Here is a 21143-nt window from a genome sequence, read left to right on the forward strand (position 1 = left end):
TGAAAACCTTCAAAATTCTTGCTGAGCGATATCGCAATCGAGGCAAAAGACTAGCATTAAGATTCAATCTAATTGCTGGAATTTATAACTTGGAGCTGAGTGAAAAATGACTTATGAAAGAAATCTAATACCTATATGATATAAAAGTTCAGGTGAATGACTAGAGCAAAAAATATATTTTATATTAGAATCTTCAAACAATGTTTGTGATAAGTCTATTTGTGAAGTTAAAAATAAGTGATTCTCAGGCTCTTCTAAAATCAGCAAAGGAATTTTTGATTTAATTTCTTTTCCTAAAAAATAATGCAGCATTGCATACATTATTTTTTTCTGCCTACCATCTCCAGATGCAGGGTATAAATAATCATAGTCATTTTCTATAGTATAAATTTTAAGTTGTTTATATAAGTCGTCAACTACAGACTGTGAAGTAATTTTTACTTTATAAGTTTCATCAAATAACTGTAAGTTATCATTTATTTCATCCTCAATTTTCACAACCGACGATAACTTTTGGATATTTTCATTTACTTTCTCAAAATTTTCTTTAATTTCACTACCTATTTTTAAGTCATCTTCTGTTGAAACAATATCCTTCAAAATCTCCTTTTTGATTTCATTAAATACTTTTATAGTTTCAACATGTGATGGAATATATATAACACTAAAAACATCATCTAAAATTAAATAATTTATCCCTTTCGTTTTTATTTCTTTTAAACCATTTAAATCATCTCCCCAATAAAACTCTTTTAAAATACCCTCTTCTTTTCTTTTTTCAATTTTCAACTTAATATAAAAATTTTTAGAGTCTTCCTTTGTTACAGCATCATGTGCTTTGGCTTTTAGTTTTTGTACATCCTCCTTCTCATCCTGAGAAATATCCAATCCTATAACAATTTCAATTGGTTCTTTATCATTTTTATTGTGAAAATCTGTTGAATGAATATCTTCTAGTCTCAATTTCTTATCAAAAACCCATCTTAAGGCATGTAATAAATTACTTTTACCAACATCATTCAAACCCAAAATAATATTTTTATCTTTTAGTTCTATATTAATTTCTTCAAAATTTCTAAAATTCTTTAACCGTAAACTTTTAAACATAAAATTACCAATGCACAATTTTTATACATTATTCATTTTATATTTTTATTTTTCAACAAAAAGACCCGCATTAAGCGGGTCTTTTTTAAATCAATTTAATCTATTACAGACGAACCAACTCAACAATTTTCTCAGCAACTTCTTCAGCAGACTCCACTGTATAAGTCACATCAGTACCTTCAGCTGTATCCGTAATCACAACTACACCAGTCTCACGAACCAGCGCAACTTGCTCTACAGTTAAACCTGCTTTCGCAATCGCAACCACACCTTGCTGAATCAACAAGCTTTCAATTGCTTGCGCATTTTCAAGGGCTTTAGCAGTCACAGTTACCGCAGCAGGTTTTTGACCTAAACGTGCAGCACGCGCTTCAGCAGTTACAGGCTCGTTGTGTGCAGTCCATTCAACCGCAGACTCAACCATACCCGCACCAACGGTCACGTTGCTTAAACGGTCAATAAAGATGAATGAACCTGTGTAACGGCTGTCTTGGTAACGGTCAAATACCACTGGCGCATCAAACTCAATCGTTACATCTGCAATCGCATTCAGTTCAAGCTGTTCAACTTCCGTTTTTTCCAATGTGTTTACATTGGTACGGTAGTTAATTTTAGCTACTTTCGCAGGAATAGTTTGTGTACCAAACTTCACATTATACAGTTTGCCAACTACTAAAGGCGCATCTGTCATCCATACCACAGAGGCACGTGCAGAACGTGAAATTAACGGCTGTTCGCCCGCTTTTACCAACACGTTACCGCGTGAAATATCAATTTCATCATTCAGTGTTAAAGTCACCGCTTGACCTGCAACAGCATGGTCTAAGTTACCGTCAAAAGTTACAATTTCTTTAACCGTAGACGACTTACCAGATGGTAATGCAGTAATGATATCGCCAACTTTCACTTCACCAAGTGCAATCGTACCGCAGAAGCCACGGAAATCTAGGTTCGGACGGTTAACATACTGAACTGGGAAACGGAATTCGTGCTTGCTCGTATCATGCGAAATTTCAACAGTTTCCAAAGTCTCCATTAAAGTCTGACCTTGGTACCACGGCGTATTTGGTGATTTGTTTACAACGTTATCACCATTCAACGCAGAAATAGGCGTGAAGATAATGTTCGCAGGTTTACGGTCGCCCAATTGGTTTACGAACTCATTGTACTCTGCTTGAATTTCATTGAAGCGCGCTTCAGAGAATTCAACCAAGTCCATTTTGTTCACTGCAACCACGATATTACGAATACCCAAAAGACTCGCAATAAATGAGTGACGACGAGTTTGCGTTTGAACGCCATAACGCGCATCAATCAAGATGATCGCTAAATCGGCAGTCGACGCACCAGTTGCCATGTTACGTGTGTACTGCTCATGCCCTGGGGTGTCAGCAATGATGAACTTACGTTTTTCTGTAGAGAAATAACGGTAAGCCACGTCAATGGTAATACCCTGCTCACGTTCCGCTTGCAGACCATCGACAAGTAAAGCCAAGTCAGGCGCATCACCCGTAGTACCGACTTTTTTAGAGTCACGAGTCACGGCTTGCAATTGATCTTCATAAATCAATTTTGAATCGTAAAGTAAACGACCAATTAAAGTCGATTTACCGTCATCCACGTTACCGCAAGTGAGGAAACGTAGAAGGTCTTTATTTTCGTGTTGTTTTAAATACGCCAAGATGTCTTGGCTAATTAAATCTGATTGATGAGACATTGCTCAAAGCTCCACATATTCTTTTGAAATCGGTTTCTTTTAATCCCCCTGTTCCCCCTTTATAAAAGGGGGACTTTCTCCTCTCTTTTTCAAAGATGAGCAGCACTGCTGCGCAAGGGGAGAGATTTTTTAGAAGTAACCTTCCTGCTTTTTCTTTTCCATCGAACCTGCTTCGTCATGGTCGATCATACGACCTTGACGTTCAGATGTGGTGGCTAAAAGCATCTCTTGGATAATTTCCGGTAAAGTTGTTGCAGTTGATTCAACCGCACCTGTAAGTGGGTAACAACCTAAAGTACGGAAACGCACCGATTTCATTTGTGGCACTTCACCTTCGTTCAAACGCATACGCTCATCATCAACCATGATCAGTGTACCGTTACGCTCAACCACTGGACGTTCAGCAGCCAAGTACAAAGGAACCAATTTAATATTTTCAAGGTAGATGTATTGCCAAATATCCAACTCAGTCCAGTTAGACAATGGGAACACACGAATACTTTCGCCTTTGTTCACTTTACCGTTGTAAAGATTCCAAAGTTCAGGACGTTGGTTTTTAGGGTCCCAACGGTGTTTAGTATCACGGAATGAGTAAACACGTTCTTTGGCACGAGATTTCTCTTCGTCACGACGCGCACCGCCGAAAGCCGCATCAAACTGATATTTATCAAGCGCTTGTTTTAAGCCTTGAGTTTTCATGATATCAGTATATTTTGAGCTACCGTAATCAAACGGATTCACGCCTGCGTCTTTACCTTCTTTGTTTTGATGCACGATTAAATCAAAGCCATGCTCTTTTGCCATGTTGTCACGGAAAGTAATCATGTCTTTAAATTTCCAACCCGTGTCTACATGCAGTAGTGGGAATGGAAGTTTGGCAGGATAGAATGCTTTTAAAGCAAGATGCAGCATGACCGCTGAATCTTTACCGATTGAATACAGCATGACTGGGTTTTCGAACTCAGCAGCAACTTCACGGATGATATGAATACTCTCAGCTTCAAGCTGTTTAAGATGAGTAAGTCTTTCCTCATTTAATGACATGGACAACACCAGCTTAGAATATGTGTACTTATTACACTTTTAAAGATATATATACATTATAGTGATTAAGCTTTCATAACGATTGCTTGTTTTGTGATATTGATATTCTTATTCGTCATATACAAATTGTCTGATACTGCTTATCAATTTTAATTAATTTAATACGATAGACTTATCAATTTCATTATTATTCTAGTCCGAGATCCGTAATTTTACGCAATTTTTTATCAATTAACTAATCGCTAAATCCTCTAAACAATCGGTATTCAAACTCGCTCAAAGTACCTAAAGTAGCTATATCACTCTCCAATAGTTATTGATATGCCATATAGTCACTATACGCTTGAAACCTTAAAGTCGCTGATTGAAGCCGCAGGTCTTGCTGGCTATATTTATCAGCATTCTTCACACATCCTCGTGCTCCAAGAAGCCCTAAATGATGACGGCAGCCCGCTGAATAACTTTATACAACATGAGCTGAGTGCTGACCAAATTGGCCTTCAGTTCGGCCTACGACTTTTGGACAATAAACTCGAGTTTTTGATTGGGGTGACTCACAGTAACCAAGATCGCGGCTACGAAATTGGCGCTGGCAATTTAAAGGCCGATCAACGTGCATTTAATCTGCTCTATGCTTTTTATAATTTTCCCAAAGCATTTCACTTAATCCATTTCCCGCTCGCAGCCAATAGCACCCAGTTAGAAGAAGAGATCGAAAAACAATTGTTTCAACTTGAAAGCATGGGCTTTTTAGACACTGCGATTAAAACCAATCCGATGGGCGAACAAGTGAAGTGGATGAAAACCTTTATTGTTCAAGCAGCTTTAGATATGAAAGTACGCATTCAAACTTCATTGTTATAAAAAGGGTTAAAGCCACCTAAAAAGCGCTCTATTGAACGTCAGTTCAAATCTTCATATGACATCGAAAGTCACGGCAAAGCCCTCAGCACTGCTGTGACGCTTATAAATTTACATTTCCTAACATTGTTTTCTGTGCCGTTTAACAGGCCATTTCTCTCCCTTGAGCACGACCACTTATATATCTGCAATTAGACTGAAAATTTGATTGATCACAATGACTTAAATCTTAAATGGGTAAAGTAGAAGTGCTATTCATTTTAGATTTAGATAATCCTGATTTAATTGATCAACTATTTTTAAAGAAAAACTTAGTAATAGCTCACATAAAAGCCGACTTTTTGTTAATCTGATCTGTAATTTTTTTACACAATTTCGACAGATAATGTTATTTTATTTACTGAAAAAAATTCGGCCAGAATTATTTTTTTTGATTTTTTATAAGCATAAATATAGAGATAAATATAATGTGGGAATTGTTTACTCACCCGTCTAATATCGTGTTTAGCATCAGTCTCTGCTTAATGTTCTTGTTTGGACTTTTTGAGATTGTGTTAACAATTTTAGGGGGTGGTTCTCAAGGCTTCTTAGATCAATTCCTACCTGAGGATGTTGGTCATAATGCAGAGCTAGGTGTAGATGCCGATGCAGGTATCGTGACACGTGTGCTCGATTGGTTGTATTTGGGTCGTATTCCACTGTTTGTATGGCTCATCATTTTCTTATGTGTCTATAGTTTGTTGGGCTTTGCTATTCAAGCCATCGTTAACCAAATGACCAGTATGATGTTCAGTGCATGGATTATTGCACCAGCCTGTATTTTTCTGTGCATGCCCTTCGTACGTTTTAGCGCAATGCTCATTGCCCGTATTTTACCGCAAGATGAAACAACCGCCATTTATAGTGATGAATTGATCGGTAGAACGGCCACGATCATTTTGGGTGATGCACGACCACAGTCTCCTGCTCAAGCCAAAGTCAAAGATCAACACGGATTGACCCATTATATTTTGGTTGAACCTGAACAAAATGAAATTTTCAGCCAAGGTCAATCAGTGGTTTTAACCCAAAAAACAAATGTAGGCTTCCAAGCCACCATGCTCTAAATTTTGAATGAATTGATACTCGGTCAGTTCTTCTAACACCATATAAATACATTTTACGCGTCATTCCTTCTGCAAATCTCGAAGTGATGATGAGTCAACAAAATACTGATTTTTAAATCAAACTCGTTAGCACTTTAGAGGGTTAACTTGAACTACAACAAAAGAGATAAACGTCCATGTTAGACATTATTCCAAGCGGTATCCTTGTTTCAGTCGGGATAATTTTTGCCGCACTTATTTTTATTGGTTTTATTATTGCTCGACTTTATCGTCGCTCAAGTAAAGAAATTTCATTTGTGCGTACAGGCTTCGGCGGTGAAAAAGTGATTTTAGGTGGCGGTGCTATTGTGCTTCCGGTGCTGCATGAAATTATCCCTGTCAATATGAACACCCTACGTCTTGAAGTTCGCCGTGCAGATGACCAAGCGCTGATTACACGTGACCGTATGCGTGTCGATGTGATGGCGGAGTTCTATGTCCGTGTGAAACCAACCGCAGATTCGATTGCTACAGCAGCACAAACGTTAGGTCAAAAGACCATGTCACCAAATGAGCTTAAAAATTTGGTCGAAGGTAAATTCGTTGACTCTCTACGTGCAGTTGCCGCAGAAATGGCGATGGAAGAATTGCATGAAAAACGTGTCGACTTCGTTCAAAAAGTTCAGCAAGTGGTGTCTGAAGATTTACATAAAAACGGTTTGGAACTTGAAACCGTTTCATTAACTGGCTTAGACCAAACAGGCTTTAAATACTTCAACCCACAAAATGCGTTCGATGCTGAAGGTTTAACTAAACTGACAGAAACCATTGAAGACCGTCGTCGTAAACGTAATGCGATTGAGCAAGATGCAGATCTTGCAATCAAGACCAAGAACTTAGAAGCAGAACAAGCACGTCTACAAATTTTGCGTGAAGAAGAATATGCAAAACTGCAACAAGAACGTGAAATTTCAGTTCGTCGTGCAGAACAGCTTGCAGAAATTGCATCACAAGAAGCTTCGAAAAAACGTGAAGCCGAAGAAGCGCGTATTGCTGCTGAACGTGAAGTTGACTTAAAGCGTATTACTGCTGCACGTGACGTTGAAAATCAAAATATTCAAAAGTCACAAATTATTCAGCAAGCCCAAGTGGAACAAAAGAAAACCATTGAGTTGGCTGAGCAAGACCGTGCCATTGCTATTGCAGAAAAATCTCGTGCTGAATCTGAAGCTAAAGCGCATGCCGATCAAGCCCGTGCTCAAGCGGTAAAAGCCGAAGAAGAAGTCATTACCGTTCGTCAAATCCAACAAGCTGAACGTCAAAAAGCTGTTGAATTGGTCTCTGCGAAAGAAAAAGCGGAGAAAGATGCGATTGCCATTACTGTCGCGGCAGAAGCAGGTAAACAAGCAGCAGCAGATGATGCAGAAGCGATTCGTATTGCAGCTGAAGCCGAAGCTGAAAAAGTTCGCTTAAAAGCCAAAGGTGAAGCTGACGCAAAAGTTCTCTTGGCTCAGGCGATGGAAAAACAATACCAAGTTGATGCTGAAGGTACACGTGCAGTGAACGAAGCAAACAACGTATTGTCATCTGAACAGGTTGAAATGCAAATTCGTTTAGCGATGCTGAAATACTTACCTGAAATCATTCGCGAAAGTGTGAAACCAATGGAAAACATTGATGACATTAAGATTTTGCAAGTGAATGGCCTAAATGGTGGTCATGCAGGTTCTTGCCAAGGTGATGCTCACCACGAAGGCAGCGGTAATGTTGCCTTGTCAGACCAAGTGGTGAATAGTGCCCTACGCTACCGCAGCCAGGCCCCACTGATTGATAGCTTGATGAGTGAGCTGGGTATCCAAGGTGGCGATATTAACGGTTTAACTCAGAGCTTAAAAACCAGCAAAAACTAAGTTTTTGATTGAGATAGGGCTCCATCAAATCTCTTTATTCAGAAGTGATTGCTTGAGCAACACATTCTAAATGAATTAAAAAAGCAGTGTCCGCACTGCTTTTTTTATGGCTTAGATACTTGTACTTATGGGCATACAATCTCCCAAAGAAATGAACAACATTTTCTGTCTTATCAGAGCGCTTTTAATGGTTTCTGACATTTATATTTCGCATCACAGCCTGATGTTAAATCAATGAACAAATGGCGTATTTCATAAAAATACTCATTTAGAAGCTATAGAGCAAACAGCATAAAATTATGAAACAAAATATTTAAAATCAATTAATTGATATATCCTTCTCATCTTACAGAATAAGATATTTACTTCTATATATTCAGCTCGATAACATTTTGTTCTATCTATTGTTTTTATAAAACTTGGAAATTGCTTATTAAATTAAAAATAGGGCCTAACAAGGTTTTTGCACTTCAAACCATCAACTAAAAAATAATAGCTGACTATAGATGTATATGCTCATGTAGATTTTCTTAAAAAAATTTCATCACTGAGATAGCAAATTTCACCAATTTTAAAGCTCCCCCTTCTCATATTCCTGATCTACCATCCTTTGTATAAGGCTTGAGAAAATTACAAATAAAATAATTTCTATTGAAAATATTAGGCTTCATCCAAGTAAAAAAGCTCTTTGATGATAAAGATCCATTAAAAATCTCAATTAAATTAGTTATTTTCCCTAAAATCAATATACTGCACGCTATACGAAATTATTTTTAAAAATCATAAACCTATGACCATCCCCGCAATCATCACATATTCGGATTATTATGTGTTCTTTACATTTCATAGTTATTGAACAACCAATATTCCATCCGTTTATGCAGCGTCACTGCACCCCAAAGCAGAACACATAGCCATGCCCTTATGGCTTTTGCATAGCGGCTGAAATACGCTTTTTTTTTGCGTAAAAAAAAAAAAGAGAATCCGAAGATTCTCTTTTGATGTTTAAGTATGGCGATTAAACCAAACCTTTTCCTTTCAGCACTTCGTACATGGTCGAACCTAATTCAGCAGGACTACGGGTATAAGCCATACCCGCTTTTTCAAAGGCAGCGAATTTCTCTTCAGCTGTGCCTTTACCGCCCGAAATGATTGCCCCTGCATGCCCCATACGTTTACCTTTAGGTGCAGTTACACCCGCGATATAACCAACAACAGGCTTTGTAACATTCGACTGGATATATTCAGCTGCTTCTTCTTCTGCTGTACCACCAATCTCACCAATCATGATGATCGCTTCAGTTTGCGGGTCGTCTTGGAACAGCTTTAAGCAATCAATTTGGTTCATACCCGGAATAGGGTCACCACCGATCCCAATACAGGTAGACTGACCTAGTCCCAGCTTGGTGGTTTGCGCTACAGCTTCATAGGTTAACGTCCCTGAACGCGAGATAATGCCGATTTTACCTGGTTGATGAATATGCCCCGGCATAATACCGATCTTACATTCACCTGGGGTAATAATCCCTGGACAGTTTGGCCCAATTAAGCGTGCGTTATTGCCATAGGTTTCTAGGTAACGTTTAGCTTTTAGCATATCGAGTGTCGGCACACCTTCAGTGATCACCACAATCAGCTCAACACCTGAATCAATCGATTCAATAATTGAATCTAGGACAAATGGTGCCGGTACATAAATCGAAGTTGCCGTTGCACCCGTTTCACGTACAGCTTCTTTCATGGTATTGAATACGGGCAGATTCAAATGTTGTGTGCCGCCTTTGCCCGGTGTTACACCACCAACAACTTTAGTGCCATAAGCAATCGATTGTTCTGAATGGAATGTGCCATTTTTACCAGTAAAGCCTTGTACCAATACTTTTGTGTCTTTATTTACTAATACGCTCATGATCTCTACTCCCTTAGCCTTTTACCGCAGCAACAATTTTTTCTGCAGCATCAGCCAAGCCATTTGCAGAAATCAATTTCAAACCTGATTCATCAAGTAATTTTGCACCCAACTCTGCATTGTTCCCTTCTAGACGAACAACCACAGGTACAGTCACATTTACTTCTTGAACCGCTGCAATAATTGCTTCAGCAATCATGTCACAACGTACAATCCCACCAAAAATATTAATTAATACACCTTGCACAGAACTATCCGCCAAAATGATTTTAAAGGCTTCAATTACGCGTTCTTTGGTCGCGCCACCGCCTACATCTAGGAAGTTTGCAGGTTGACCACCATAGAGTTTAATGATGTCCATGGTTGCCATCGCTAGGCCAGCACCATTGACCATACAGCCAATATTGCCTTTTAAGGCAACATAATTCAGATCAAATTCTGATGCTTTCAGCTCACGCTCATTTTCTTGCGTTTTATCGCGTAGTGCTGCGATTTCTGGTAAGCGATATAAAGCATTTGAGTCAATACCAATTTTTGCATCCACACATAAAATCTCGCCATTTTCACGTACGGATAACGGGTTAATTTCAAATAAAGCAAAATCATTTTCAATAAATGCTTGATAAGCCGCAGACATGATTTTGACAAATTGATTCACTTGACCATCTTTTAGGTTTAAAGCAAACGCCACTTCACGTGCTTGGAATGGTAACAATCCAACTAGAGGATCTACTTCAACTTTAATAATTTTTTCAGGGGTTTCTTCTGCAACTTTCTCAATTTCAACACCGCCTTCAGTCGATGCCATAAAGGTCACACGACGGCTAGAACGGTCAACTACAGCTCCTAGGTACAATTCACGCTCTACAGGATAGACATCTTCAGACACCAAAATACCACTGACTGGCTGACCTAATGCATCTGTTTGATAAGTAACTAAGCGTGAACCGACCATTTGGTTCACATAATCAGTGGCTTCTTGCGCAGATTTTACCACTTTCACGCCGCCCGCTTTACCACGACCACCTGCATGGACTTGGGCTTTTAAAACTGCAAACTTACCACCCAGTTGCTCAAAAGCTTTGACTGCTTCTTCTGCGGTTGTTACAAATACGCCTTCTTGGACTGGCATACCATATTTTTTTAATAACGCTTTAGCTTGATATTCGTGTAGATTCATTGAACAACCTTTTACTCTTTTTTCGCTTTGTTATGACCCATTAAAGCCCAGACATCCGTCAAAGCAGCTTTAACCTTTTTTAAATCTTAAAATATTTCTTATCTTTATTTTTAGATGATTATTCAAATTAAAACAACCATCAGAAACAAAAAAGAGCGGCCTAAGCCGCTCTTTTTACATCTTATTTACGTTTACGTTGAATCGCGTGAATCGCACGTCCATCGACTGCAAGCGCAGCTTCGTGAACGACTTCAGAGAATGTCGGGTGACCGAAAGTCATTAACTGAAGGTCTTCAACACTTGATACAAACTCAAGTGCAATCATACCTTGGTGTACGATATCAGACGCTGCAGGTCCAATGACATGCATACCAAGTAGACGATCCGTTTTTGCATCAGCAACAAACTTAACAAAGCCTGCGTTTTCACCAGCAGCCATTGCACGACCATTCGCAGCAAAGCCAAATTGACCAGTCTTCACTTCATGGCCTTTTTCTTTCGCTTGCTCTTCTGTTAAACCAACCCACGCCGCTTCTGGGTGTGTGTAGATTACAGAGATGATTGTGTCGTAGTTCACTTGAGCAGCGTGACCGTGCATACGTTCAACAGCCATTACGCCTTCTTCCATTGCTTTATGTGCAAGCATTGGACCACGTACCAAGTCACCAATTGCGTATACGCCTTCAACCGAAGTTGCACACCAATCGTTTACTTCAACTAGACCGCGTTCAGTGAGTTTAATGCCTGAATCTTCAGCCAATAAACCTTCTGCATATGCTTTACGGCCAACACAAACGATCAATTTATCGAAAGTTTGAGTTTTGTCTTCGCCACCTTGCGTATACTTAACAGTAACTTCACGGCCATTTACTTCTGTACCAGCAACTTTAGCGCCAACACGGATATCAAGACCTTGTTTAGTCAATACTTTTTGGTAGTCTTTTGCCAAAGCTTTATCAGCCATTGGTAAGAATGCATCCATTGCTTCAAATACAACAACTTCAGCACCTAGACGACGCCAAACAGAACCAAGCTCTAGACCAATGACACCCGCGCCAATTACGCCAAGACGTTTAGGCACTTCTGGGAACTCAAGCGCACCAGTAGAGTCAACAATAATGTCTTGGTCTACAGGAGCAACAGGAATATTTACCGGTACAGAACCCGATGCAAGGATTACATATTTAGGTTCTAAAATTTGAGTTTCACCTTCGTGAGATACAAACTCAACTTTCTTACCTGCAAGTAATTTACCTGTACCTTTTAACCATTCGATACCATTGCCTTTAAGTAGGCCATCAATACCCATCGTCAATTGGTTAACAATTTTGTCTTTACGATCAAGCAGTTTTGCAAGATCAAATTTCACTTCACCAGTTGTAATACCGTGGTCATCTAAGTGATGAACGGTATCTTCATAGCGGTGAGATGAATCAAGTAATGCTTTAGATGGGATACAACCCACGTTTAAGCAAGTACCACCTAAAGATGGTTTACCTTTATGAATACGTTTTTCAATACAAGCTACTTTAAAGCCTAATTGAGCAGCGCGGATAGCAGCCTCATAACCACCAGGACCGCCACCAATAACAACTAAATCAAATTGAGACATGTGTATCTCCAAAAATGGGCTTAGAGGATCGCTCTAAGCCCATTGCATTATTCTGAAGTATTAAAGATCAAGGATTAGCTTAGCTGGTTCTTCTAACAATTCTTTGATTGTTACAAGGAAGCCTACTGCTTCTTTACCATCGATTAGACGGTGGTCATAAGAAAGCGCTAAGTACATCATTGGCAAGATTTCAACTTGACCATTTACAGCCATAGGACGTTCTTGGATTTTATGCATACCCAAAATCGCAGTTTGTGGCGTATTTAAGATAGGTGTAGAAAGCAAAGAACCGAAAGTACCACCATTAGTAATAGTGAATGTACCGCCAGTCATATCTTCAATACCCAATTTACCATCACGCGCTTTACCAGCGTATGCACGGATACCATTTTCAACTTCAGCATAGTTCATGCGGTCAGTATCACGAAGAACTGGAACTACTAGACCACGGTCGCTTGATACAGCAACACCGATGTCGTAGAAACCGTGATAAACGATGTCATTACCATCAATCGAAGCGTTTACAGCTGGGTAGCGTTTAAGTGCTTCAGTTGCCGCTTTAACGAAGAATGACATGAAGCCAAGACGTGCACCATGACGCTTTTCAAAAGCATCTTTGTATTGCGCACGCATTTCCATGATTGGTTTCATGTTTACTTCGTTGAACGTAGTCAACATTGCAGTTTCTTGAGTTGCAGCAAGTAGACGTTCAGCAACACGCTTACGAAGACGAGTCATAGGAACACGTTTTTCGATACGTTCACCAACAGCAACGCTTAATGGCGCAGCAGCAGGAGCAGCTGGTTTAGCTTGATGGTTTGCAACATCTTCTTTAGTGATGCGACCGCCACGGCCAGTGCCAGCAACGTCAGCAGCAGCAATGCCAGACTCAGTCAATGCTTTACGCACTGCAGGAGCTTGATCAGCAACAGGTTGAGCACGTTCAACAACAGGAGCAGCGCCCGCTTGAGTTTGCGCAGCAGCTTGTTCTACTTTCTCTTCTGATTGAACAGCTTGAGTTTGAGCAGCGCCAGAAGCAGCACCTTCTTCAAAAGTCGCAATCACTTCGTTCGATAAAACTGTATCGCCTTCGTTTTTAACGATTGCAGAAATCGTACCGTCAGCAGGAGCTACAACTTCTAAAACAACTTTATCTGTTTCAATATCACAAATCACTTCGTCACGTGATACTGCTTCACCTGGTTGTTTATGCCAAGTTGCAACTGTACCGTCAGCAACTGACTCTGGGAATACCGGTGCTTTAATTTCGGTTGCCATTATTAAGAATCTCCTGTTATTCAGCTACGATAGCTAAAGCATCATTTATGAGCTGAGCTTGTTGTTTTGCGTGCAAATATGGTGAACCACAAGCCGGTGCAGCAGAAGCTTCACGACCTGCATAACTAATACGAACTTGTTTGCCCGCTTTCATCACGTCGTCATAAAGACGCGGAGCAATGAATAACCATGCACCTTGGTTCTTCGGTTCTTCTTGAGCCCAAACCAATTCTTTAACGTTTGGATATTGTGCCAGAACTTCAGCAAGACGTGCTTCTGGATACGGATACAATTGTTCAATACGAACGATTGCTGTGTTGTTCAATTCTTTTTCACGACGTTTTTCAAGTAAGTCGTAGTAAACCTTACCACCACAAAGCACTAGACGAGTTACGTCTGACTTGTTGATATTGTCGATTTCATCGATCACAGTTTGGAATGAACCATTTGCAAGTTCTTCTAATGTAGACGTTGCAAGTTTGTGACGAAGAAGAGACTTCGGTGAAGTCACGATCATTGGTTTACGGATTGGACGAAGTGCTTGACGACGCATCGCATGGTAAATCTGCGCTGGTGTAGTCGGTGTGATCACTTGCATGTTTTCTTCAGCACATAGCTGTAAGAAACGCTCTAAACGAGCTGATGAATGCTCAGGACCTTGACCTTCAAAGCCATGTGGAAGAAGCATAGTCAGACCGCATACACGTTCCCACTTAGTTTCGCCAGACGCGATGAACTGATCGATTACAACCTGTGCACAGTTTGCGAAGTCACCAAATTGCGCTTCCCAAATGACAAGGCTCTTCGGAAGAGTCGTTGCATAACCGTATTCGAATGCAAGAACCGCCATTTCTGACAATAATGAGTCATAAATAGCTGTACGTGGTTGGTTTTCTTTCAAGTTACATAATGGAATGTAAGTTGAACCATCTACTTGGTTATGAAGTTTTGCATGACGGTGTGAGAATGTACCACGACCAACGTCTTCACCTGTTAAACGAACAAGGAAACCTTCATCTAGAAGAGACGCGTAAGCTAATGTTTCAGCAGCACCCCAGTTCAATGGCATTTCACCAGTCTGCATTTTCAGACGGTCATCAATCACTTTAGCAACCTGACGTTGCATCACGAAGCCTTCTGGAAGCTCGCGCATTTTCGCACCAAGCTCTTTTAGACGTTCGATTGGGAAAGTGGTATCCCATTTGTCTGTGTATTCGTGGCCTAGGTAAGGTTTCCAGTCCACAAACATTTTTGTATTTGGCTCAAGTACCAACGCATTTGCAACGTGTTTACCTGCTTCAAGGTCAGAACGATACTGTTCAACCATTGCATCAGCAGAAGCACGATCAAGAACACCTTCTTGTACAAGCTTGTCAGCATAAAGCGTACGTGTAGTCGCTTTTTTATTGATGATTTGATACATCATTGGCTGAGTTGCAGCTGGCTCGTCGGCTTCGTTATGACCACGACGACGGTAGCAGAACATATCGATTACAACGTCTTTACGGAATGTATGACGGAAATCGTGTGCCAATTGAGAAACAAATAATACAGATTCAGGATCATCACCGTTCACATGGAAGATCGGTGCTTGGATCATTTTCGCGATGTCAGTACAGTATTCTGTAGAACGCGCATCACGTGGGTCAGACGTTGTGAAACCAACTTGGTTGTTCACGACGATATGAACTGTACCACCCACGGTATAACCGCGAGTTTGTGACATTTGGAAGGTTTCTTGGTTTACACCTTGACCTGCAAATGCAGCATCACCGTGAACGATGATTGGTAATACATCATCACCACCGATATCTTTACGACGTACTTGACGTGCGCGTACAGAACCTTCTACTACAGGTCCAACGATTTCTAAGTGTGATGGGTTAAACGCTAATGCCAAGTGAACTTCGCCACCCGGAGTCATGACGTTTGAAGAGAAACCTTGGTGGTATTTAACGTCACCAGAGCCTTTTTTATGCAGAGATTTGCCTTCGAACTCACCAAATAGATCAGCTGGGTTTTTACCCATGATGTTTACAAGAAGGTTTAAACGGCCACGGTGAGGCATACCGATAACCACTTCTTTACAACCTACCGAACCCGCACGTTGAATAAGTTCATTCACCATAGGAATGAAAGATTCACCACCTTCAACACCGAAACGTTTCGCACCAACGAATTTGTTACCAAGGTATTTTTCTAGGCCTTCAGCTGCAGTTAGACGTTCAAGGATATGTTTTTTCTGGTCTGCAGTGTAGCCAAATTGACCACGAGTACCTTCAAGGCGTTGTTGAATCCAACGTTTTTCTTTTGTATCAACAATGTGCATGTATTCAACACCAATCGAAGCAGTATAAGTTGCTTCCATTGCTTGAACCATTTCACCAAGTGTTGCTTCAGACTTACCGATTGCAAGGTTACCTGTATTAAATACAGTATCTAAGTCAGACTGAGTTAGACCGTGCGCAGCAAGATCTAAATCAGGCACGATTTCACGTTTTGCAAGACCAAGTGGATCTAATTTTGCGTTTTGATGACCACGGTTACGGTATGCAGCGATCAACTGTAATACACCGATTTGACGGCGTTCATGTTCAGAACTTACTGCACTTTGCACTACTGGCTGAACACGGCTTGAATTACGGCCTAATAATAGGAATTGCTCACGTACATTGCTGTGTGGTTGATCACCTTTCGGGAATTTATCGAAGTATTCACGCCAATCAGCCTCTACTGAGTCTGGAGCCGTTAGATACTGCTCATAAAGTTCTTCAATATACGCTGCACTGTCAGCGCTAAGTTCAGTGTCAAGACGCAGTGCGTCAGCAACTTCTTGCATGTGTGGACCCATTTCCTATTGCAAAACATTTCAGGATGCTTTTTAAGCGAACCCATGATTAGTAATGTCAAATTGGTAATATGACATTAGTCCCCATTAGGCTTAAGCCTTGAGGCGTTATCACTACATTAGGATTACCCAATGTGATTAATGAACAATAACGCCCTCAGCGGCATCATTACTCATTGAGAAATACCCGACATAAATCGGGCAATTTTTGCAAATCGTCTTAGAAAAAATAAAATTTGCACCATTATCTTTTCTAAAGCGACTTTATTAACATTTATATACCGTCTACAGCGCTTAAATTGTAGAAAAAATGTACCTAATTCAAAGTCATTTTTTACATATAGTGATGCTTTAAATGCTAACACGTTCGAGCATTTTCAATTGATTTTTTTGACACATACCTCTCATAAATTAGCGAAATACACTGTTTGTATTTTCATCTATGATATGGTGCTACATATAAAATGATCTTTCAATTAAGACAAAAGTCTACGTTCGATTTTTCCCTCATCTCATATACAAAAACAAAAGAGAGCTGACATTCCTATCCTCTCTCTTTTTACTACGTTACATAATAACATCTTCTAATCCTTTTGACAGACTTGAACGAGCGTTTCATCAATAAATAACCATTTATCTATCACTTTATACTTTTAATTCACTACGTTTCTATGAAATCCATTTATAGCACTCTGCAATGACAGCGAATAACTTTCACTATCATCATTTTTATATATGACAAAAAAAGCGCACCCAATGGTGCGCTTTTTTTTACTGCTAAATCTATTAACCAAGATCTAAAAGCATATTACGGATGTGACCGATTGCTTTAGTTGGGTTAAGACCCTTAGGACATACAGATACACAGTTCATGATACCTTTACAACGGAACAATGAGAATGGGTCGTCAAGACGAGCCAAACGCTCTTGAGTTGCTGTATCACGAGAGTCAATGATGAAGCGATATGCGTTCAACAATGCTGAAGGACCCAAGAACTTGTCTGGGTTCCACCAGAATGATGGACATGAAGTTGAACAACATGCACAAAGAATACATTCGTACAAACCATCTAAATGTTCACGCTCTTCAGGAGACTGCAAACGCTCTTTAGGAGGCGCAGGCTGATTGTTGATTAGGAACGGATGGATTTTGTTGTACTGATCGTAGAACTGATTCATATCTACAACCAAGTCTTTAATAACTGGAAGACCTGGAAGTGGACGAATTGTAATCACTTCTGGTAAGTCGTTTAGGTTCCAAAGACACGCTAAACCATTTTTACCATTGATGTTTACACCATCAGAACCACAAATACCTTCACGACATGAACGACGGAATGTTAATGATTCGTCTTGTACTTTTAATGCTAGAAGCGCATCAAGCAACATACGGTGCTTGTCAGTCAACTCTAGTTTAAAAGTTTGCATGTACGGAGCTGCATCCTTATCAGGATCGTAGCGGTAGATATTAAATGTACGAGTACCTCTACTCATCTTACTTCTCCCAATTAGAATGTACGTGGTTTAGGTGGAATAGCATCTACAGATAAAGGCTTGTAACGTACTGGTTTGTACTCAAGACGGTTATCTACAGAGAACCATAAAGTGTGTTTCATCCACTCATCATCACGACGGCCGTATGGGTAGTCAGCATGATCAGGTGGTAATTCGAAATCTACCACTGTATGCGCACCACGACATTCTTTACGTGCAGCTGCAGAAATTAATGTCGCTTTTGCAACTTCATACAAGTTTTCAACTTCTAGAGCTTCAACACGTGCTGTGTTAAATACTTTAGATTTGTCTTTCAAGTGAATGTTGCGTACACGTGGTTCGATCGCAAGAATCTGTTTCACACCTTCTTCAAGAAGTGCAGATGTACGGAATACACCAGCATGGTCTTGAACGATGTCACGGATTGCATCAGCAACTTCTTGAGCATTTTCACCAGAAGTAGATTCATCAAGATGACGAACACGATTCAAAGTGTTTTCAAGAACAGTTGTAGGTAATGGAGCGTATTCATCACCATGGTGTTTAGTTACGTAGTCAACAATATGTTCACCAGCAGCTTTACCAAATACAACCAAGTCAAGCAATGAGTTTGTACCTAGACGGTTTGCACCATGTACAGATACACATGAACATTCACCGATTGCATAAAAACCTTTCACTGGTTTAGTGAAATCACGGTCGCCCGCGTTGTGTGAGTACACATCAGTTTCTTTGTTGTAGTTCGCAACCAAAGCTTCAGTTTCACGAGAAACAGGAACAACCACTTGACCATGAATGTTTGTAGGAATACCACCCATTTGGTAATGGATTGTAGGTACTACAGGAATTGGCTCTTTAGTGATGTCAACGTTCGCGAATTTCTTACCAATCTCGAATACAGATGGAAGACGTTTCATGATTGTTTCAGCACCAAGATGCGTCATATCAAGCAAGATGTAGTCTTTCTTAGGACCACAGCCACGACCTTCTTTAATTTCTTGGTCCATAGAGCGTGATACGAAGTCACGAGGTGCCAAGTCTTTAAGTGTCGGAGCATAACGTTCCATGAACGGCTCACCAGCATCGTTACGAAGGATCGCACCTTCACCACGACAACCTTCTGTCAACAATACGCCTGCGCCCGCAACACCTGTTGGGTGGAATTGCCAGAATTCCATATCTTGTAATGGAATACCAGCACGAGCTGCCATACCAAGACCGTCACCAGTGTTGATATAAGCGTTAGTAGATGCACGGTAAACTCGACCAGCACCACCAGTAGCAAACAATGTAGCTTTACCTTGGAATACTGCAATTTTACCCGTTTCTTGGTCAATTGCTGTCACACCAAGTACATCGCCTGCTTCGTTACGGATCAAATCAAGTGCGATCCATTCTACGAAGAATTGAGTACCCATTTTCACGTTGCTTTGATAAAGCGTATGAAGAAGAGCATGACCTGTACGGTCGGCAGCAGCACATGCACGTGGAACTGGTTTTTCACCATAGTTCGCAGCATGACCACCAAACGGACGTTGGTAAATTGTACCGTCAGCATTACGGTCGAATGGCATACCTAGGTGTTCAAGCTCATATACAACTTGAGGCGCTTCACGAGTCATAAACTCAATTGCGTCTTGGTCACCTAACCAGTCAGAACCTTTAACTGTATCGTAGAAGTGGTAGTGCCAGTTATCTTCTTGCATGTTACCAAGAGATGCACCAATACCACCCTGCGCTGCAACAGTGTGTGAACGAGTTGGGAATACTTTAGTCAGTACAGCAACTTTCAAACCAGCTTGAGCAAGTTGGTAAGAAGCACGCATACCTGAACCACCACCACCAACGATGACTGCATCGAAAGTTAGGTGTGGAATATTTGTGTAATCTTCTTTAGGGGTTATAGCGCCCATGATATTTTCCTATCAATTTGCCCAAAAAATCTGGATCGCCCAGATCGCGTATGCAAATACTGCAACAATCACTGCAGAAGTCAGCACTAAACGCAGACCGTTTGCTGAAGGACCCATTTGACGAGTAGTCACATAGTCAGTGAATACTTGCCACATACCAATCCAAGCATGCGCAACAAGAGATAAGACAGACAATAAAGATAAAATCTTCATTGGTGTTGTCATCATAAAGCCATACCATTGCTCAAAAGTGAATCCGCTATTGCAAAGGATCCAGCCCAGTACAACAATAGTATAAACAGCCAATACAACGGCACTTACACGCTGGATAAACCAATCGCGAGAACCTGATCCTGTTAAACCTGTAGCACTTTTCATTAGAGAACAATCCATACAAATGCTGCAACAATACCGATTGCAGACAAGATCAATGAAATAGTAGCTGCGATACGACCACTTTGAAGTTCTTCAGCAACGCCAAGATCTGCAAATAGATGCTTGATACCACCAATAAGGTGATAAATTAAGCCGGCTACAAATACCCATACGACAAAACGCACAATAAAGCTATCAAACACAGCTTGAACTTGCGCAAAACCTTCAGGTGAAGATAAAGATTTGTCTAAAATCCAAAGAAGGACCGGTACGAGTAAAAATACGATAACACCTGATAGACGGTGTAAAATTGATGCAATAGCCACAGGGGATTTTAAGTTTACGTCTAAAACTTGACCCATGGACAAATTGACAGGTCTGTTGCTTTTCACAGCGGGCATCCTGTAAGTAAAAACTCCATCCGGAGTTTGTTGGAATTAATTCGTAGGAAAGCTAGCATAGTCAGACATTACAATATAATAAACTCTGCAGCTGTCTGATCTTATAAACGACAGGGAATTATAAAACGTGAACTTTCAAAACACAAACGAAGACAATTAGGAATTTTGCAAAATATCCTTAAATAAGAATCATTAACAATAACTTTTCTAAAAACAAATACCTTATTTATCTAAGAAAATCATACTATGTTGTTGGTTTTAATCAGTTAAATGTAAATCTCACTTATTGTTTTTGTGTGTATATGGCGATTTAAACTTTTAGACTAAAGATGAACAAATCTAAATCTTTCTTTTCCCACTACATTTTAAAATCTTCCAGCACATTCGCCAAGCCATAATCATAAAAATA

At 40.2% G+C, this 21143-nt stretch carries 15 protein-coding genes and 1 pseudogene; 4 read left to right on the top strand and 12 right to left on the bottom strand.

Annotation, left to right across the window (positions count from 1 at the left end; genetic code table 11):
- A pseudogene (locus FTT77_RS03245) lies at positions 1–110 on the top strand (IS5/IS1182 family transposase); the annotation flags it as partial.
- Between the two features lies 1 nt (position 111).
- On the opposite strand, the gene FTT77_RS03250 reads toward FTT77_RS03245, so the two are convergent.
- From FTT77_RS03250 to cysD, 3 genes are all read right to left on the bottom strand, one after another.
- The gene (locus tag FTT77_RS03250) at positions 112–1107 is read right to left on the bottom strand and encodes an ATP-dependent endonuclease (RefSeq protein WP_257224695.1); all 996 of its coding nucleotides are present in this window, start codon (positions 1105–1107) and stop codon (positions 112–114) included.
- A gap of 103 nt (positions 1108–1210) precedes the next feature.
- The gene (gene cysN, locus FTT77_RS03255; RefSeq protein WP_180108898.1) at positions 1211–2824 is read right to left on the bottom strand and encodes a sulfate adenylyltransferase subunit CysN; all 1614 of its coding nucleotides are present in this window, start codon (positions 2822–2824) and stop codon (positions 1211–1213) included.
- A 129-nt stretch (positions 2825–2953) separates the two neighbouring features.
- Positions 2954–3868 carry a sulfate adenylyltransferase subunit CysD gene (cysD, locus tag FTT77_RS03260; RefSeq protein ID WP_078189893.1) on the bottom strand — a complete coding sequence of 305 codons (915 nt, stop codon included), beginning with the start codon at positions 3866–3868 and terminating at the stop codon, positions 2954–2956.
- 321 nt (positions 3869–4189) lie between these two features.
- Here cysD and FTT77_RS03265 point away from each other — a divergent pair, with 321 nt between their 5' ends.
- The 3 genes from FTT77_RS03265 (at position 4190) to FTT77_RS03275 (ending at position 7724) form a co-directional block, all read left to right on the top strand.
- Positions 4190–4732, top strand: a complete 543-nt coding sequence (locus FTT77_RS03265; RefSeq protein ID WP_180049124.1) for a hypothetical protein — start codon at positions 4190–4192, stop codon at positions 4730–4732.
- Positions 4733–5196: 464 nt separating this feature from the next.
- Positions 5197–5835: a YqiJ family protein gene (locus tag FTT77_RS03270; protein ID WP_180108899.1), complete on the top strand. Its 639-nt coding sequence runs from the start codon at positions 5197–5199 to the stop codon at positions 5833–5835.
- 176 nt (positions 5836–6011) lie between these two features.
- On the top strand, positions 6012–7724 hold the full coding sequence (locus tag FTT77_RS03275) for a flotillin family protein (RefSeq protein WP_180011015.1): 1713 nt from the start codon (positions 6012–6014) through the stop codon (positions 7722–7724).
- A 1018-nt stretch (positions 7725–8742) separates the two neighbouring features.
- Here the strand turns inward: FTT77_RS03275 and sucD are convergent.
- The 9 genes from sucD to sdhC all read right to left on the bottom strand — a co-directional run bounded on the left by sucD (position 8743) and on the right by sdhC (position 20734).
- On the bottom strand, positions 8743–9633 hold the full coding sequence (gene sucD / locus FTT77_RS03280) for a succinate--CoA ligase subunit alpha (RefSeq protein ID WP_168379215.1): 891 nt from the start codon (positions 9631–9633) through the stop codon (positions 8743–8745).
- A 13-nt stretch (positions 9634–9646) separates the two neighbouring features.
- Positions 9647–10813 carry an ADP-forming succinate--CoA ligase subunit beta gene (gene sucC, locus FTT77_RS03285; protein WP_180108900.1) on the bottom strand — a complete coding sequence of 389 codons (1167 nt, stop codon included), beginning with the start codon at positions 10811–10813 and terminating at the stop codon, positions 9647–9649.
- A gap of 181 nt (positions 10814–10994) precedes the next feature.
- Positions 10995–12425 carry a dihydrolipoyl dehydrogenase gene (gene lpdA, locus FTT77_RS03290; RefSeq protein ID WP_078189903.1) on the bottom strand — a complete coding sequence of 477 codons (1431 nt, stop codon included), beginning with the start codon at positions 12423–12425 and terminating at the stop codon, positions 10995–10997.
- Between the two features lie 60 nt (positions 12426–12485).
- A complete protein-coding gene (odhB, locus tag FTT77_RS03295) occupies positions 12486–13703 on the bottom strand; it encodes a 2-oxoglutarate dehydrogenase complex dihydrolipoyllysine-residue succinyltransferase (RefSeq protein WP_078192990.1) in 1218 nt (405 codons plus the stop codon).
- Positions 13704–13719: 16 nt separating this feature from the next.
- Positions 13720–16542, bottom strand: coding sequence for a 2-oxoglutarate dehydrogenase E1 component (locus FTT77_RS03300; protein ID WP_180108901.1), 2823 nt, complete (start codon positions 16540–16542; stop codon positions 13720–13722).
- A 795-nt stretch (positions 16543–17337) separates the two neighbouring features.
- Complete coding sequence (locus tag FTT77_RS03305; protein WP_078189905.1) at positions 17338–18045, bottom strand: succinate dehydrogenase iron-sulfur subunit; 708 nt, start codon at positions 18043–18045, stop codon at positions 17338–17340.
- A 14-nt stretch (positions 18046–18059) separates the two neighbouring features.
- Complete coding sequence (gene sdhA / locus FTT77_RS03310; protein ID WP_180003914.1) at positions 18060–19958, bottom strand: succinate dehydrogenase flavoprotein subunit; 1899 nt, start codon at positions 19956–19958, stop codon at positions 18060–18062.
- A 12-nt stretch (positions 19959–19970) separates the two neighbouring features.
- Complete coding sequence (gene sdhD, locus FTT77_RS03315; protein ID WP_078189907.1) at positions 19971–20336, bottom strand: succinate dehydrogenase, hydrophobic membrane anchor protein; 366 nt, start codon at positions 20334–20336, stop codon at positions 19971–19973.
- Positions 20336–20734: a succinate dehydrogenase, cytochrome b556 subunit gene (sdhC, locus tag FTT77_RS03320; protein WP_078192993.1), complete on the bottom strand. Its 399-nt coding sequence runs from the start codon at positions 20732–20734 to the stop codon at positions 20336–20338. Before sdhC ends, sdhD begins: the two co-directional genes overlap by 1 nt.
- Between the last annotated feature and the right edge of the window lie 409 nt (positions 20735–21143).

The organism is Acinetobacter sp. YH01010, from assembly GCF_013420775.1.
Taxonomy (GTDB): Bacteria; Pseudomonadota; Gammaproteobacteria; order Pseudomonadales; family Moraxellaceae; genus Acinetobacter; species Acinetobacter amyesii.